Below are 15,569 nucleotides of genomic sequence, written 5' to 3'. Positions count from 1 at the left end.
TCAGGCTAGTTCGTGTTCGCCGGAAGCTCGCCGGTCACCGAACGCGGGCGGTCGGACGGCTCGAACTTATCGAATTCACGGCTGCCATCGGCGGCCTGCACGCCTTTCGGCGGCTGCCCGTTGCTGATCTCCGCATCGCGGCGCTGGAGGTAGATCGACCGCAGGCGCGCATAGTAATCGACCGACGAGGCTTTCAGATCGTTGATCGCGTCGTAGTTCCGGGCCCGGAAATCGACCGCTTCGCCCGTGCCGCGCGCGATGGTGATCGCGTTGCGGGCCCCGGGGCCGGTCACGATATAGGTGAGCGGGTCGAAAAAGATGTCGACCACCCGGCCGACGAGATCGCGGCCGTTCGACGGACCGATGATCGGAATGACGAGATAGGGGCCGCCGTCGACGCCGTGCACGCCGAGGGTCTGGCCGAAATCTTCTTCGCGATAACCCCAGCCGAGCCCGTTGCCCCAGTCGATCAGACCTGCGGTGACGCCGTTGACAAAGAACTGACGGGTCGCGCTGCCGGCATTGTCCGTATCGCCCTGCAGCAGGCTGTTGGCGATCACGACCGGAGAGCGCAGCCACTGAAGGAAGTTCCGGACCATGTCCTGGATCGGATTCGGCACGGCGGTCTTGTAAACGAACGCAGTCGGCCGAAGGACCATCGTATCAACGGCGTCATTCATCGCGAAAAACACACGGTTGACCGGCTCAATGGGGTCGTAAATCTGCGGGCCTTCTGCCGCTTCCTCCGGTGCGGAGGCGCAACCAGCAAGCAAAAACAGCACGAGAAAGACGCCGGCTGCCCGATGCATCCGAGACAAAAATGTCATTTTCCCAACCCGTTACCTGTGCATCCCAGCGGACGCCCGCCCCTGATTCCAAAGTTCGCAACCGCCTTCGCAGACATGGAGTTGCCAACCTCCGTATCTTCAGCCGCGAGGAGTAGCTGGTACCATAGAGGTTTAAGCAAGGCCAGAGCCCCGCAATTTACCCACGATTTGTTAGCGCACTGATGTTGCAAAAATATCGCGCTCCGGCTTGCCATCATTTTCCTCTCTATCTGACGCGGCGCGCAAGCGCGAAGGCGCGGCGGTTCCACTCGATCGTACCGACGGCCTTGTAGAGTCGCCCGGCCTGGATCGTGAAGGCGGCGGCTGTGGCATTGTCGATATTGATCGAGAGCAGGCCGATCATGAGCAGCGCGTCGGCTTCGCTGATATGGTCGGCTGCCTGACGGAACAGACCGCGGGCTTCGGCATAAGCCTGTTGCGCCTGCGGCAGGCGGCTGAGCTGCGATTCGAGATCCCCGATCGCGCGGAGCGCCGCCCCTTCGAGCGCCATTTCGTTGAGGCCCCGATACATCGTGCGCGCTTGAGCGAAGGTCACCCGGGCCCGATCCGGCATCTCCATCAGCAGGTCGATCTGGCCCATATCCATCAGGGTTTGCGCGGCATCCCTGGTGCCGCCGGCATTCCGGTAGTGATTCTGGGCCTCTTTCATCACCTCTCGGGCGCCGCGGTTATTTCCCTTCTGCATTTCGACGCGGCCCTTGCCCTTGAGGGCGTCGGCGAGAATCGGGAGCTTGTCGCCGCCTTTGGAGAGCTGAATGGCGCGCTCGAAATTCACCCGCGCATCTTCCAGGCGCCCCGCCATGCGCTCCATTTCGCCGAGCCCGATGACGAGGCGCGCTTCCAGGCTGTCATCCTTCGATTCGGCGAGCAGGGTCCGCGCGACCGTGCCTTGAGCGCGGGCGAAATCGAATCGGATCGGGGCTCGTCTGATGTCGCCGCGACCCGCCATCAGCGTGCTGTTGCCGACCCTTCGGGCCGCGTCGCGAAACCGGTCCGCGGCTTCGAGGGCGGTGGCCTGGGCGTTCGGAGCCCTTTCCAGGCGCCGCAGGATGTCCGTCATGGCGAGCCGGGTCATCGCCTCGCCGATGAAGTCGCCGGTGCGTCGGTAGAGTGTCAGGGCGCGCTCGAGGCGATTCTGCGCTTCGGCTGTCTTGCGCGTTTGACGGTCGATTTCCGCCCGGCAATAGAGGGCGTGCGCTTCTCCGCTGCGGTCGCCGACCTGGCTGAACAGGAAATGCGCGTGCTCGAAAGCGCCGGCCGCTTCGTCCGATTTGGTGAGCTGCATCGCCGCTTCTGCGAGCCCGAGGGTCGCGTTCGCTTCGCCAAAGCGGAAATTCTCGTCGGCGAACAGACGTCCGGCCTCCGCAAAGGCTTCCCTGGCGCCGTCGAAGCTTTTCCGTTCGATCAGAAGATAGCCTTGCTGAAGCAAGGCATTTGCCATGCTGGTACGGAGCTTGGATGTGTTTGCCGTGTTATAGGCAGATTCGTAGTTTCGCGCCGCGTCGTCCGGGTGACCACGCGCGCGTTCGAGTTTCCCGAGGCTCAACAGGCAATCGACGATGCCCTCATTGTCTTTGGCCTCCTTGAACAGGTCGCGCGCTTCCTGGAAATTGTCCTTGGCCTCCGGGAACAGGCCGTGCAGGCGGAAACCTTCTCCCTGGGCCCAGAGTCGGCCGGCCATCGCTCCGGGGCCGGTGCTGAGCGTTCCGCCCGAGCGCATCGCCTGGACGCCGCCGCCGCGCTGAATGTCGCGCGAGACGACCCAGTCGGCGATCAGACCGCAGAAACCGAACACACCGATCGTTGCCGCCACCAGGTGCTGGTAGTTCGGCGCCTTGCCGAGGGTGAAGAAGTAACTTGCGGTCACAGCGATCGAGGTCAGCGCGACAATCGTCAGGCGCCTTTGCCAGATGCCGAGCCGGCCCCGGCGTTTCGCTCGTGTGATCGCAGAACGCAAAAGCGCTTTTCCTTCCGCTGCCCCGAAACGGGAGTTGGACAGATGGCATGTAATCTAATTCAGATTCTATGCCATTCTGTTAACAACGGGCGTTCAGCCTGTTCACAAATGCGTCTTTCCCGCCTGAGATACGAGCCTTCTGCCGGAAAAATACCGGTAAATCGGCTTCTGCAGCGCCGGAAGGATGTAAATGGGAAACTGGACGACGGCGAAAAAAAGGAACGCCTCGGGGCCGAGCGCTGGTCCGGCCGCGGCCATGAACAGCGCCATGTTGCGGTTCCCCGAGCAGAGGGCGACGGAAAGTTGATTCTGTCTCCCGGTCCAGAAGAAGGCCAGCCCGCCGGCGACTTGCAGCGCGATGCTCGCGGCGAAGGCGGCACCCGTATAAAGCAGGACCGTTCCGGGGTCCCTTTCCAGCCAGTCCCGTACCCCGTCCATCACGGACACGGCGAAGACCAGCATCAGAAGCACCGCAATCCCGTCGATGATTGCTGATTTTTCCCGCAGAAAGGTGGGGCCGAGCTTGTGCCGGAGCACGGTGGCGGCGATGGCGCAGCCGGCGATCATCAGGGCGAGCCTCAAGGTCAGGGCGCCGGCTCCGAGGTCCACCTCGATTCCGATCAGCCAGAACAGGAGGCCGGGAAGAATAAAGGGGAAGACAAAGGTGCATACGACCATGAGAAACAGCGCGGCTGCGGCGTCGAGCCCGATGATCAGCGCGATGACCGGAACTGTGACCAGCGGCGGGCTGCCGCTCCAGATCAAAAGCGGAACCGCGAGATCCGAAGGAACCGCCAGCCAGGTGAGAGCGAGGTAGAACAGGCAAGGAGTCGCGACCAGCAGCCACGCGATGGCGACCAGGTGGGTTCCGAAGCGCCGGCTGGTCTGGCCGAGGGACGAGGCGTCTGTCCGGGTCATCGCCAGGGTCAGCATGACGATGACGGTCGGCGCGAGCAGCGGCTTCGCCACGGCCGCGAGATCCGGCAGAGCGAGCCCGATGAAGACTCCGAGCGCCATGACGAGCGCTGCGCGCCGTCCGAGATATTGCAGCAGCCTCACCTGGATCCGCTCCTTTTGTGCCATGGCAGGACAGCAGAATTGCCGGTATGGTCGCCTCTATGGAACCGGCTGATTCGAATAAGTGTTTCGCCTCCGGCGAACTGACCGTCCCCACCGAGTGGACCGACTATAACGGGCATATGAACGTGGGCTACTATGTCGTTGCCTTCGACAAGGCGACCGACGTCGTTCTGGACCATCTGGGCATCGGAGAATCCTACAGGCAGGCCGAAGAGGCCTCCGTCTTCGTTCTGGAGGCGCATGTCACCTATGACCGCGAGGTGCATCCGGGAGACCGCTTGCGCTTTACGACGCAGTTTCTCGATCATGATTCGAAACGCGTGCACCTGTTCCACCGGATGTATCATGCCGGGGCGGGCTATCTCGCCGCGACCAATGAACTGATGATCATGCATATGGACCTTACGACGCGCCGTCCGGCGCCGTTTCCGGCTACCGCGCTGTCGCGGATTGCCGAACTGCACGACCTCCATAGAACGCTGCCGCGGCCAGACGCCGCCGGACACGCGATCGGCATCCGGCGGCGGTGACGAAATGTCCGACGGTTTTCCGGTAAAGTGGATTTCAAAGGGACGTGAACGAGCGCTCCATGTGCTTCGAAACGAGCAGGTGCTGCTTTCCGGCCTCGCGGTCGTGATCGGCGTCGCCGCGGCCTTTTCCGCCGTCCTGTTCCGGGAACTGATCGGCCTTATCCAGACGGGCTTCTACGGTTTCGAGCACGAGCGGGTGGCGTCCGGAGTCGCCGCGCTCGCTTGGTGGCACGTGCTGCTGGCGCCGGCCGTCGGCGGACTGCTGATCGGATTGTTCGTGCGGTATCTCATGCCCGGCGGCCGGCCACAGGGCGTGGCCGATGTGATCGAGGCGAATGCGCTGCGGGCGGGACGCGTCTCCGGGCGGGTCGGTCTCGGGGCGGCCTTCGTCAGCGCAGCCTCCATCGGCGCAGGCGCTTCTGTCGGGCGCGAAGGGCCCGCGGTGCATCTCGGTGCCACCATCGCAAGCTGGATCGGGCGCCGGTTCAGGCTCAACCGCTCGCAGTCCCGCACTCTCCTCGGCTGCGGCGTGGCGGCGGCGGTTGCGGCATCGTTCAACGCCCCTGTCGCCGGCGTCTTCTTCGCCCTCGAGGTGGTCATCGGGCACTATGCGCTGACCGCCTTCGCCCCGATCGTCATCGCCTCGGTCGCGGGAACGGTGGTGTCGCGAACCTATTTCGGCGACGTGCCGGCTTTCGTCGTGCCGCCGCACGAGATCGCGTCCTTCTTCGAGTTCGGAGCCTTCGCCCTGCTTGGCATTACCTCCGCCATCGCCGCGGTCGCCTTCATGCGGGTGTTCCGGTTTTCCCAGAAAGTGGCCGACTTCACCCGGCTGCCGCTCTGGATCAGGCCGGCCGTCGGCGGTCTCGCGGTCGGCGGAATCGCTGTCTTCTATCCCGAGATTCTAGGTGTCGGCTACGAGGCGATGGATAACGCGCTGAACGAGAATTACGCGCTGCTCATGCTTGTCACGCTGGCGCTGCTCAAGATCGTCGCGACAGGCATCTCCTTCGGCTTCGGCTTCGGCGGCGGGGTCTTCAGTCCGAGCCTTTTCATCGGCGCCATGGTCGGAGGCGCCTTCGGTATCATCGCGTCGATCCCGAACCCGGATATCTCATCCGGGCACGGCGCCTACACTCTGGTCGGGATGGGGGCCGTCTCGGGGGCGGTCCTCGGGGCGCCGATCTCGACCATGCTCATCATCGTGGAGCTGACGGGCGATTACCGGCTGACGATCGCTGTCATGGTGGCCGTGGTGATCGCCTCGCTGCTGACCCGGACCCTGCACGGACCGTCGCTGTTCCACGATCAGCTCGCGGCGCGCGGCATCACCGTGCGCGGCAGCCACGACGTCGCCGTGCTGAGCGGGGTAGTCGTGGCCGATCTGATGCGGGACGACCAGGCCTCGATTCGCGACGATGCGTCACTGGAGGATGTCAGGAAGGCGTTGCTGAGTGCGGCGGGCGGTGTTGTCTTCGTGGTCGATGGCAAAAACCGGCTGCAAGGCAGCATAACTCTGGCCGATCTCGGAAAATATGCTTTCGAAACCAACACGGAGGCAGAATTTAAGCTCGACGAGGTCATCGACCGGTCGCGCCCGATTCTAGCAGGCGGAGACGAATTGGGGACGGTCTTGGACCGGTTCGGTGCGGGTGGCGACGGGCAGCTTCCGGTCGTTCGCGAGACGGGCTGGCCGGTTCTGGTCGGGCGGCTCGACGAGGCCGACGTCATGCGTGCCTATAACCAGGCCCTGGAACGCCTGCGGGACGAGGAACATGGCGAAAGCCGGGGACGCTGAGCGGGAAGAGCAGCCTGAAAGGACGACGGGGTGCTTCCATTCACCCGTTGGGGACAAGTGATGGAGTGGCACCCCGTCTACCGTTTGTCGCGACCATTTGGGACCGGCTCTTGAAAGGTGCGACAACGGATTCGAAACCGTATTAACGCGAGACCCGATCCATCTGTGATATAGCTAGCGCAAGATGCGTCTACGGCAATGGAACGAGGCATTCGCTCTTGGTGGTTTTTTTTAATTCCTGGGAACCACCTCGATTTAAATGAACTGTAAAGCCTAATTTACTAAAACTTTGTTAAAGGGCGAAGCATTTGGCAAGCTCTTTCGGATCGTGCGCTGGATTGAATGACTGATCTGTTTTTTGAAAGTGAACCTGAACAACCGCTTTCGCGCGGTACCGGAGCCGAGCCCTATTTCGATGGGCTGAACACGCCACAGGCGGAGGCGGTGCGATCCCTGGACGGCCCGGTTCTGGTGCTGGCAGGGGCCGGAACGGGCAAGACCCGCGTGCTGACGACCCGTCTCGCGCATCTGATTTCGACCGGGACGGCGCGGCCCTGGAACGTGCTCGCGGTCACTTTCACGAACAAGGCGGCGCGGGAGATGCGCGAGCGGGTGGCCGCCGTGATCGGACCGATGGCGGAGCAGGTCTGGCTCGGTACCTTTCATGCCCTCGGCGCCAAGATCCTGCGGCGCCATGCCGAACTCGTCGGGCTGCGGCCCGATTTCACCATCCTTGATGCGGACGATCAGCAGCGGTTGCTGAAACAGATCCTGCAGGCGTCGAATATCGACGACAAAAAATGGCCGGCGCGCGCGATGATGGGCGTGATCCAGCGCTGGAAAGATCGCGGCCTGACCCCCGACAAGGTCGGACGGGACGAAGCGGGCGACCTCGCCGGCGGCCGCATGGTCGAGATCTATCGGCTTTACCAGGAGCGTCTGAAGATCCTGAACGCGGTGGATTTCGGGGATCTGCTTCTGCTCGTCGTCGACATCTTCCAGAGCCATCCCGATGTGCTCTCGCGGTACCACGATCAGTTCACCCACATTCTGGTCGATGAATATCAGGACACCAACGTCGTCCAGTATCTCTGGCTCCGGCTGCTGGCGCAGAGGAACCGGAATATCTGCTGCGTCGGCGACGACGACCAGTCGATCTACGGCTGGCGCGGCGCCGAGGTCGGCAACATCCTGAAATTCGAGAAGGATTTTCCCGGCGCCCGGATCGTCAGGCTGGAGCAGAATTACCGCTCCACCTCGCGCATCCTTGCGGCGGCGTCCGGCCTGATCGCCCATAACGAGGGGCGACTCGGCAAGACGCTCTGGACCGAGGGTGCGGACGGCGAAAAGCTGGAGGTCCGCGGGCTCTGGGATGGCGAATCCGAGGCCCGCTATGTCGGCGAGGAGATCGAGGCGCTGCAGCGCAAGGGCGCGAAACTCTCCGAGATCGCGGTGCTGGTGCGCGCCGGCTTCCAGACCCGAGAGTTCGAGGAGCGTTTCCTCACCATCGGTCTGCCCTACAGGGTCGTTGGCGGCGCACGGTTTTACGAGCGGATGGAGATCCGCGACGCGCTGGCCTATCTCCGGGTGATCAACCAGCGTGACGACGATCTCGCCTTCGAGCGGATCGTGAACAAGCCGAAGCGCGGGATCGGCGACAGCACCATGCAGGCTGTGCATCACCTCGCGCGGAACGAAGGTACGTCGCTCTACCGCGCGGCCGCGCGCATCGTCGAGACCGACGAGCTGAAACCGGCGGCGAAGCGCAAGCTCGCGGAGGTGATCGAAAATTTCGAGCGCTGGCGCTCCCTCGTCGAGGTCGAGGATCACAGCGACCTCGCCCGCATCGTGCTGGACGAGTCCGGCTATACCGAGATGTGGCAGAAGGACAAGTCGCCGGAAGCGCCCGGACGGCTCGAGAACCTTAAGGAACTCTGCGGGGCGATGGAGGAATTCGAGAACCTCGCCGGCTTTCTCGAACATATCAGCCTGGTGATGGAAAATGCGGAAAGTGCGGACCAGGAGCAGGTCAGCATCATGACCCTGCATGCCGCCAAGGGTCTCGAATTCAACGACGTATTCCTGCCCGGCTGGGAAGACGGCATGTTTCCGAACCAGCGGGCGCTGGACGAGAATGGCGCCGCCGGGCTCGAAGAGGAACGGCGGCTGGCCTATGTCGGACTGACGCGTGCGCGCAAGCGCGTGCATATCAGTTTCGCCGCGAACCGCCGCGTCCACGGCATGTGGCAGAGTGCGGTGCCCTCGCGCTTTGTCGAGGAACTGCCGGACGAGCATGTCGAGATTTCCAGCGAGACCGGGTTCCAGGGCTCGCGCTACGGCGGGTTCGGAGCCGGGGGCGGCTCCGCGGATCTCTGGGGTGATGGCGGTTTCGGCTATGGATCGGCCCAGTCGGGACGCGGTCCGGGTTACGGTCGGCGCCGGGGCGAAAGCCGTGCCGGCCCGCCCCTGCTGGAAGGCAAGGGCTATGTCGTCGACCGGTCTTCGCCGTCGGGCTTCTCGGTCGGGGAACGCGTCTTCCACCAGAAATTCGGCATGGGCACCGTCTCCTCCATCGATGGGGACAAGCTGCAGATCGCCTTCGACAAGGCGGGCAGCAAGAAAGTCGTCGCGAGCTTTGTGAGCAAACCATGAAACCAATCTGGCAGGTCTCGCTGGAGACCTCCGCGGAGGCGGCGCTCCCGCTTTCCGACGTCCTTGAGCCGTTCGTCGACGCGATTTCCGTATTCGAGGAAGAGGATCGCGGGATCTGGGTCCTCAAGGGCGTGACGACAGAGGAACCGGACCGGCGGGCCATCGTTGCCGCGCTCTCGGTTGCGGCCGCGGTCGAGGGCTACGCCTTGCCCGAAGTGGAGGTCGCCCTCTTGCCGGATACCGACTGGATCCGGCTCAATCGGGAATCCTTCCCGGCGATGCAATTCGGGCGCTTCCTGGTGCATGGCTCGCACCTCCGTGGCAAGACGCCGAAAGCGGTTCTCGCGATTGAAGTGGATGCGGCGCAGGCCTTTGGCTCCGGCTCGCACGGAACGACCGAAGGCTGTCTGCGCGCGATTGGCATGCTGTCGCACCGGATGCGGCCGCGGAACGTGCTCGATATGGGCTGCGGCTCGGGCATCCTCAGCATGGCGGCGGCGAAGATCTGGCCCGACGCCCTCGTGCGCGCCGTCGATATCGATCCCGTTTCGGTGACGACGACGCGGGAGAATGCGGTGGCGAACCGGGTTGCGGCGCGGGTCCGTGCCGACGCGGGCAACGGCTATGACGTCCTCGCCCGGGAGCCGTCGGGCTCCTACGATCTTATCCTCTCCAATATCCTTGCGCGTCCGTTGTGCCGGATGGCGCCCGACCTGGCGCTTCAGCTCAAGCCTGGCGGCATGGCGGTGCTGTCGGGATTGCTCTTCCATCAAACCGCCGCGGTCGTCGCGGCGCACCGGGGCCAGGGGCTCCGCCTGGTGCGCAAATGGCCCTGGGGCGCCTGGAGGCCGGTGTGGCTGGAAAAGAAAAAGGGCGCGGTCGGAGGCCCGCGCCGGCAGGGACGTATCTACTTAGGGGAAATTCGGCGGTTCCGAATGGGAGGAAGGTTCGGAACCGCCGGTATTCGAGCTTGGAAAGCCTCCTTTGGGGAGGGGGATATCAGGCGGCTTCCCGGTGCTCGTCGGTATTCGCGGCCTTGACGGTAACAACCGCCGGGGCTTCGGCGACGGCGGCCATCGGGGCGATGATCGTCTTCGCGGCGACCGGCTCGGTCGTGGACGCGGCCAGCTTGCGGGCGACATGGGCGATATCGCTGCGATAGAGGCCGATATCGGCCAGCATGCGGTCGTCGAGGTCGTTCAGTTCCGCCATCGTACGGGAGATCCGCAGGCGGTTGATCAGGTTCGAGAACATGGTTTTCACTCCGTTCACAAGAAGGGTGCCGATATAGCGGTTCCATTCCTGGCGGATGTGCATCTCGGCGGAATAGAGGCTGTGATTGCGGATCACTGTGTTGTCCGGATCGCTGATCCGGGCAACAAAGGGGCCCGCTTCAATCACGCGCAGGTTATCGGCGCGGCTCAGTTTGTAGTAGTTCATGATCTTCGCCTCGTAAGGCTCTGTTGTTCGATGACCGGAATATAGATCCTTGCTTGACATGCGAGGAGCGATGTGTTTGCAGCGCAGTTATGCGTTTGATGCATGCGCAAGCAAGATTGCCATGCGTTGAATTAATCGCTCGTTAATATTTCTTATCTGTCGTTTGGATTTCGCTCCCTTGTTCCCGTTCGCTCGGCTGCCTAATCTGGCGACGATCGATGAATTCAGAGAGAGCGGGGGGATCGCATGTCCGTAACGGGCGGCGCTGCGGAACGGCTGGCAGCATTGAGGTCCGCGCTGGCGGCGGCAGAGGTGGACGGCATGATCGTGCCGAGGGCCGATGAGCATCAGAGCGAATACCTGCCCGCCTCGGCGGAACGCGTCGCCTGGCTCACCGGCTTTACGGGATCCGCCGGAACCGCAGTCGTGCTGCCGGAGACGGCGGCCGTGTTTACCGACGGCCGCTACAGCCTGCAAATCCAGGATCAGGTGGATGGCGCTCTTTATGAACGCCTGAACAGTGCGGACAAGACGCCTGCCGACTGGATCGAGGAGCATCTGGCGAGCGGGAGCCGCTTTGGGGTCGATCCCTGGCTGCATACGGAGCGCCAGCTCGAGCGCCTGCGCAAGGCGGTGGAGAAGGCGGGCGGCGAGCTGAAGCTGCTGGAAAGCAACCCGCTCGACGCGATCTGGAGTGACCGGCCGGAACCGCCGGCCGAACCGATGAAGCCGCACCCGACGGCCTATGCGGGCAGAAGGTCCGAGGAGAAGAGGGCTGAAATCGGCGCGGTTCTCTCCGAGGCCAAGGTCGATGCCTTGCTTGTCACCTCCGCGGAATCGATCGCCTGGCTCCTCAACATCCGTGGCGAGGACGTGCGCAACACGCCGCTCTGTCTCTGTTTTGCGATCCTCTCTGCCGACGGAACGGCGGAGCTGTTCGTCGATCCGCGCAAGATCGGCGATGAGATCCGTGCCCATCTCGGCAATGCTGTCACGATCCGCAGCCGGGACGAACTCGGGGCGGCGCTCGACGGGATCGCCGCTGCCGGCAGGACGCTGAGGATCGATCCGGAGAGTGCGCCCGCCTGGCCGATGGAGCGGATCCGGGCCGGTGGCGGGAAACTGGATACGGAAGCCGATCCGATCATCGCCGCGAAGGCGATGAAGAACGATGTCGAGCTGACCGGCGTTCGGGCGGCGCATCTCCGCGACGGCCTCGCCTATGCGCGTTTCCTCTGCTGGTTCGCGGCCAGGGCGCATCAGGGCGGGCTCGACGAGATGACGCTGGTCGAGCGGCTGCACGGCTTCCGGGCCGAGCACGAGATGTTCCGCGGGCCGAGCTTCGACACCATTTCCGGCGCCGGTCCGAACGGTGCGATCGTGCATTACCGGGTGACCGAGGAAAGCAACCGGAACCTCAATCCGGGAGAGATCTATCTGGTCGATTCCGGCGCGCAATATCTCGACGGCACGACCGACATCACCCGCACATTGTCGACCGGTGTCGTCGGCGACGAGGAGCAGCGCTGCTTCACCCTGGTGCTGAAGGGCATGATCGCACTCTCCGAGGCGGTATTCCCGGCAGGGACGACCGGAGGCCAGCTAGATGCTCTGGCGCGGCGTGCGCTCTGGGCGGCCGGTCTTGACTACGATCACGGAACCGGGCACGGGGTCGGCGCCTATCTCGGCGTGCATGAGGGGCCGCAGCGGATCTCCAAGACCGGAGGCGGGGCGGAACTGAAGCCCGGAATGATCATCTCCAACGAACCCGGCTACTACAGGGCGGGCGCTTTCGGCATCCGGATTGAAAACCTTGTGTTTGTCGAGGAGCGTGAGGTCGCGGGCGCGGAGAGGCCGATGCTCGGCTTCGAGACCCTGACGCTGGCGCCGATCGACCGGGCGCTGATCGACCTCTCGCTGCTTGATCGTCACGAGATCGCCTGGCTCGACGCCTATCATGCACGGGTCCGCGATACGCTGGGCCCGGAACTCGATCCGGAAACCGCGGCCTGGCTGGTCGATGCGACCGCGCCGCTGGCCGGCAAGGAAATGTCACAGGGATAGGGGCAGAGGGGAGACTAAGATGGCCTATGAGACCATTCTCTACGAGGCGACCGACGGTGTTGCCCGAATCACGCTCAACCGGCCCGAAGCCGGGCATGCGGTGAATCTGGCGCTCGCGCACGAATTGCTCGAAGCCTCGATCAATGCCAGCGAGGACCCCGATGTCCGCGCCGTCATCCTCGATGCCAGCGGTACGGTCTTCGGCTTCGGCGGCGACCTGAAATATTTCGAATCCCAGAGCGATCGGATCGGCGCCTGCCTGAAGGAAACCACGGCCTATTTCCACGCCGCCGTCTCCCGGCTGCACCGGCTGAACTCGCCGGTCGTGGTCGCGGTCCAGGGCATGGCGGCTGGTGCCGGCTTCAGCCTGTCGCTGATCGGGGACATCGTGCTGGCGGCGAAATCGGCGCAGTTCAAGATGGCCTATACCGCCGCCGGCCTCTCGCCGGACGGCAGCTCCAGCTACTTCCTGCCCCGTGTCGTCGGCATGCGGCGGGCGATGGAACTGATGCTGACGAACCGCACGCTCAGTGCGGACGAGGCTCAGGACTGGGGTATCGTCACCCGCGTCGTCGAAGATGACGATCTCGCCGACGAGGCGACGAAGCTCGCGCAGAGATTCGCCAAGGGACCGACCCGCGCCTATGGCGGCGTGAAGCGGCTGCTCGCCTCCAGTTTTCAGCAGTCGGTGGAGGCCCAGATGGAGGACGAGACCCGGACCATCGCGGAACTCGCCCAGACCGAGGACGGCCGCGAGGGCCTCGACGCCTTCCTCAACAAACGGAAGCCGAACTTCAAGGGCCGCTGAGCGGTCGGGGCATCACCGGTGCGCCATTCCTTTTCGTGCTTATGGGAATTTGTAGAGACCCGAACCCATGAAACTTCCCGACAATCCTTTTACCGTCGTTGACTGGACCGCGGTCGAGCCGACGGTACATCCGGGCGAAACGGGCGAGGCCCTGTGGCGCACACTCGCTATGGGCGACATCCGTATCCGCCAGGTGGAATACACGCCGGGCTATCTGGCCGATCACTGGTGCGATCGGGGCCATATCCTCTATGTGCTCGAGGGAGAGCTTGAAACCGAGCTGCGTGACGGGCGGCGTTTCGTCCTGACGCCCGGCATGAGCTATCAGGTATCCGATTTCGGGGATCCCGCACACCGTTCATCGACCCGGACCGGGGCCAAGCTTTTCATCGTTGATTAGTCCGGCCGCGGAGTCAGCCCACCTCACAACTCTGTCTATTTTCGAACGGCCGCATCGTGCGGCTGTGTAATACGGATTGGTGCAAGAAACTGAATGTTTTCGTCAGAATATAATTCGTATACAAATTATTTGTATAATAGTTATATGTTTGCAAATGAAATGACGGCACGGTGGAGCGGAGATGGAACGAGTCGAGGAGTGCGTCAGCTTTCTTGTCGGCAAGGCGGCTCAGCGGATCTCCCGCCGGGCAAAGGAACTGCTCGCACAGTTTGACGTGACGCCGCCGCAATATGTGGTGCTGAAGGTGCTCTCCGGCTCCGGAGGCCAGACTGCCAGGGAAGTTGGCGACCGGCTTGCAATCGACGCGGCGACCATCACCGGGATCCTCGACCGCCTCGAGAAAGCCGGTTTGGTCGAGCGCCGGGACGATCCGGCGGACCGCCGGATCTACCGGCTCGAACTCACGGATAGAGCGCGGGCCCTCGCGGAACCGCTCGACGAGGCCATGGACACGCTCAACCGCGAGGCCCGCGACATGCTCGGCCCATCGGCCGGGACGGTTTTCGAAGGCCTCCGCGCGCTCTCCGGGCGTTGAATTTCAAACACGGGAAAGACAGATGTTCGATACCAAGGTGGCGCTGGTCCTCAGGGACGACCTCGTGCTCTGGCAGAAGCTCAATGTGACCGCGTTCCTGACCAGCGGGATTGTCGGCGGGCGCGCGGAGCTGATGGGCGAGGCCTACGAGGACGCTGAAGGCAATCTCTATAACCCGCTCCTGATCCAGCCGGTGATCGTGCTCTCTGCCGACGCCGCGGGCATCAAGAAGATCTATGAGCGTGCGCTCGCTCGCGACGTTCGAATGTCGCTCTATATCGAGGACATGTTCGCGACCGGCCACGACGCCGCGAACCGGGCGACGGTGAAAAAGCATGCTGCCAGCGAGATGCCGGTCGTCGGGCTTGCGATCCGCGACGAAAGGAAGCTGGTCGACAAGGTCACCAAGGGAGCCAGGCTGCAGAGCTGATGCACCGATCCGCCGCGCATAAAAAAACGGACTCCGTTTCCGGAACCCGTTTTTAGGGGAGGGGATTTGTAAGGCTTTCGTTCGGGCTCATCCGGCAACGATGGCGAGAACCAGCGTAAGAACGCCGATCGCGGCCATATGGGATAAACCGACATAGTGGAAACTCGTCATCGCAACCTCCTCGGGGGTTAGAGGCACTGAGCCCGTCGCTCGTTCGCCGTTGCTGACAAACAGATAGGCGATCTACTGCAAACCGAGTAATCGAGAAATCTCAGGGTTGATATGCGTCAATTACATGGCCCGATGCATTCTCGTCCCGTCTGGAGAATGACAAGGCGGTGTTCGGTACCCATCCCAGACCGTTACCCCGGCGTAGGCCGGGGCCCAGGGATGACGAATGGGGAGCAAGAATGAAGAGATGGCCGATACCCGAAGCGCAATCGGCGCTCGTCGTCCTGCTGCCGGAGGCGGAGACGCTCGTGGCGCCGTTCAGGGCCGTTTATGACCCGTCGGCCGCCGCCGGCGTGCCGGCGCATGTGACGGTGCTTTACCCCTTCATGACGCCGGAGCTCATCGACGACGGCATCGTGCGGCGGCTTGCGGCCTGTTTCGGCCAGCACCTGCCGTTTGACTGCAAGCTGTCCGGGATCAGGCAGTTTCCCGGCCTTATTTATCTCGCGCCGGAGCCGGACGCGCGCTTTCGGGCATTGACGGAGAGCGTCCGGGAAGCCTTTCCGGAGTACCAGCCCTATGAAGGCAGGCATCCGGATGTCGTCCCCCATCTGACGGTCGCTTCGGTCTCCGATCCGTCGAGGCGCGAAAGCATCGCGGAGGAACTCGCCATCGCCGCCGGCGGGCTTCTTCCGGTCGGCGCGCATATCCGCGAGATCGCCTTGATGGATAACAGTCAGGGACTCTGGTCGGTCTCCGCGACGATACCGCTCGGCACACCTTGAAGACTCTGATC

At 63.4% G+C, this 15,569-nt stretch carries 14 protein-coding genes; 10 read left to right on the top strand and 4 right to left on the bottom strand.

From position 1 onward, the window contains the following. Window positions 1-5: 5 nt before the first annotated feature. The 3 genes from IG122_RS09545 to IG122_RS09535 form a co-directional block, all read right to left on the bottom strand. Entirely contained in the window at window positions 6-809 is an 804-nt protein-coding gene (locus IG122_RS09545) for an MlaA family lipoprotein (RefSeq protein ID WP_226893485.1), read from the bottom strand. A gap of 244 nt (window positions 810-1,053) precedes the next feature. Further along, on the bottom strand, window positions 1,054-2,805 hold the full coding sequence (locus IG122_RS09540; protein WP_193182889.1) for a hypothetical protein: 1,752 nt from the start codon (window positions 2,803-2,805) through the stop codon (window positions 1,054-1,056). 102 nt (window positions 2,806-2,907) lie between these two features. Further along, window positions 2,908-3,864: a hypothetical protein gene (locus IG122_RS09535; protein ID WP_193182887.1), complete on the bottom strand. Its 957-nt coding sequence runs from the start codon at window positions 3,862-3,864 to the stop codon at window positions 2,908-2,910. Between the two features lie 59 nt (window positions 3,865-3,923). On the opposite strand from IG122_RS09535, the gene IG122_RS09530 reads away from it, so the two are divergent. From IG122_RS09530 to IG122_RS09515, 4 genes are all read left to right on the top strand, one after another. After that, complete coding sequence (locus IG122_RS09530; RefSeq protein WP_193182884.1) at window positions 3,924-4,415, top strand: thioesterase family protein; 492 nt, start codon at window positions 3,924-3,926, stop codon at window positions 4,413-4,415. A gap of 4 nt (window positions 4,416-4,419) precedes the next feature. Continuing rightward, window positions 4,420-6,213, top strand: coding sequence for a chloride channel protein (locus IG122_RS09525; RefSeq protein WP_193182882.1), 1,794 nt, complete (start codon window positions 4,420-4,422; stop codon window positions 6,211-6,213). 342 nt (window positions 6,214-6,555) lie between these two features. Beyond that, on the top strand, window positions 6,556-8,865 hold the full coding sequence (locus IG122_RS09520; RefSeq protein ID WP_193182880.1) for an ATP-dependent helicase: 2,310 nt from the start codon (window positions 6,556-6,558) through the stop codon (window positions 8,863-8,865). After that, a complete protein-coding gene (locus IG122_RS09515; protein WP_193182878.1) occupies window positions 8,862-9,905 on the top strand; it encodes a 50S ribosomal protein L11 methyltransferase in 1,044 nt (347 codons plus the stop codon). Before IG122_RS09520 ends, IG122_RS09515 begins: the two co-directional genes overlap by 4 nt. Here the strand turns inward: IG122_RS09515 and IG122_RS24000 are convergent. Continuing rightward, a complete protein-coding gene (locus IG122_RS24000) occupies window positions 9,865-10,305 on the bottom strand; it encodes a DUF1127 domain-containing protein (RefSeq protein ID WP_226893467.1) in 441 nt (146 codons plus the stop codon). The two genes, IG122_RS09515 and IG122_RS24000, sit on opposite strands and share 41 nt — an antisense overlap. A gap of 246 nt (window positions 10,306-10,551) precedes the next feature. Between IG122_RS24000 and IG122_RS09505 the strand changes: the two genes are divergently transcribed. From IG122_RS09505 to IG122_RS09480, 6 genes are all read left to right on the top strand, one after another. Further along, entirely contained in the window at window positions 10,552-12,369 is a 1,818-nt protein-coding gene (locus tag IG122_RS09505) for an aminopeptidase P family protein (RefSeq protein ID WP_193182876.1), read from the top strand. A 19-nt stretch (window positions 12,370-12,388) separates the two neighbouring features. Continuing rightward, window positions 12,389-13,177, top strand: a complete 789-nt coding sequence (locus IG122_RS09500; protein WP_193182874.1) for an enoyl-CoA hydratase/isomerase family protein — start codon at window positions 12,389-12,391, stop codon at window positions 13,175-13,177. A gap of 67 nt (window positions 13,178-13,244) precedes the next feature. Continuing rightward, window positions 13,245-13,577: a DHCW motif cupin fold protein gene (locus IG122_RS09495; RefSeq protein WP_193182872.1), complete on the top strand. Its 333-nt coding sequence runs from the start codon at window positions 13,245-13,247 to the stop codon at window positions 13,575-13,577. Window positions 13,578-13,758: 181 nt separating this feature from the next. Next, a complete protein-coding gene (locus IG122_RS09490) occupies window positions 13,759-14,172 on the top strand; it encodes a MarR family winged helix-turn-helix transcriptional regulator (protein WP_193182870.1) in 414 nt (137 codons plus the stop codon). A gap of 22 nt (window positions 14,173-14,194) precedes the next feature. Beyond that, window positions 14,195-14,602: a DUF2000 family protein gene (locus tag IG122_RS09485; RefSeq protein ID WP_193182868.1), complete on the top strand. Its 408-nt coding sequence runs from the start codon at window positions 14,195-14,197 to the stop codon at window positions 14,600-14,602. Between the two features lie 410 nt (window positions 14,603-15,012). Then, window positions 15,013-15,558 carry a 2'-5' RNA ligase family protein gene (locus tag IG122_RS09480; protein ID WP_193182866.1) on the top strand — a complete coding sequence of 182 codons (546 nt, stop codon included), beginning with the start codon at window positions 15,013-15,015 and terminating at the stop codon, window positions 15,556-15,558. Window positions 15,559-15,569: the final 11 nt, after the last annotated feature.

Origin of the sequence: Nisaea sediminum, from assembly GCF_014904705.1 — a bacterium.
In the GTDB taxonomy this organism is placed as follows: domain Bacteria; phylum Pseudomonadota; class Alphaproteobacteria; order Thalassobaculales; family Thalassobaculaceae; genus Nisaea; species Nisaea sediminum.
This window is presented reverse-complemented; position numbering and strand designations above follow the sequence as displayed.

Excerpts from the sequence above, each read along its gene's own strand:
- IG122_RS09545 (WP_226893485.1), bottom strand. The coding sequence starts at position 809 with ATGCATCGGGCAGCCGGCGTCTTTCTCGTGCTGTTTTTGCTTGCTGGT.
- IG122_RS09530 (WP_193182884.1), top strand. The coding sequence starts at position 3,924 with ATGGAACCGGCTGATTCGAATAAGTGTTTCGCCTCCGGCGAACTGACC.
- IG122_RS09525 (WP_193182882.1), top strand. The coding sequence starts at position 4,420 with ATGTCCGACGGTTTTCCGGTAAAGTGGATTTCAAAGGGACGTGAACGA.
- IG122_RS09520 (WP_193182880.1), top strand. The coding sequence starts at position 6,556 with ATGACTGATCTGTTTTTTGAAAGTGAACCTGAACAACCGCTTTCGCGC.
- IG122_RS09515 (WP_193182878.1), top strand. The coding sequence starts at position 8,862 with ATGAAACCAATCTGGCAGGTCTCGCTGGAGACCTCCGCGGAGGCGGCG.
- IG122_RS24000 (WP_226893467.1), bottom strand. The coding sequence starts at position 10,305 with ATGAACTACTACAAACTGAGCCGCGCCGATAACCTGCGCGTGATTGAA.
- IG122_RS09505 (WP_193182876.1), top strand. The coding sequence starts at position 10,552 with ATGTCCGTAACGGGCGGCGCTGCGGAACGGCTGGCAGCATTGAGGTCC.
- IG122_RS09500 (WP_193182874.1), top strand. The coding sequence starts at position 12,389 with ATGGCCTATGAGACCATTCTCTACGAGGCGACCGACGGTGTTGCCCGA.
- IG122_RS09495 (WP_193182872.1), top strand. The coding sequence starts at position 13,245 with ATGAAACTTCCCGACAATCCTTTTACCGTCGTTGACTGGACCGCGGTC.
- IG122_RS09490 (WP_193182870.1), top strand. The coding sequence starts at position 13,759 with ATGGAACGAGTCGAGGAGTGCGTCAGCTTTCTTGTCGGCAAGGCGGCT.
- IG122_RS09485 (WP_193182868.1), top strand. The coding sequence starts at position 14,195 with ATGTTCGATACCAAGGTGGCGCTGGTCCTCAGGGACGACCTCGTGCTC.
- IG122_RS09480 (WP_193182866.1), top strand. The coding sequence starts at position 15,013 with ATGAAGAGATGGCCGATACCCGAAGCGCAATCGGCGCTCGTCGTCCTG.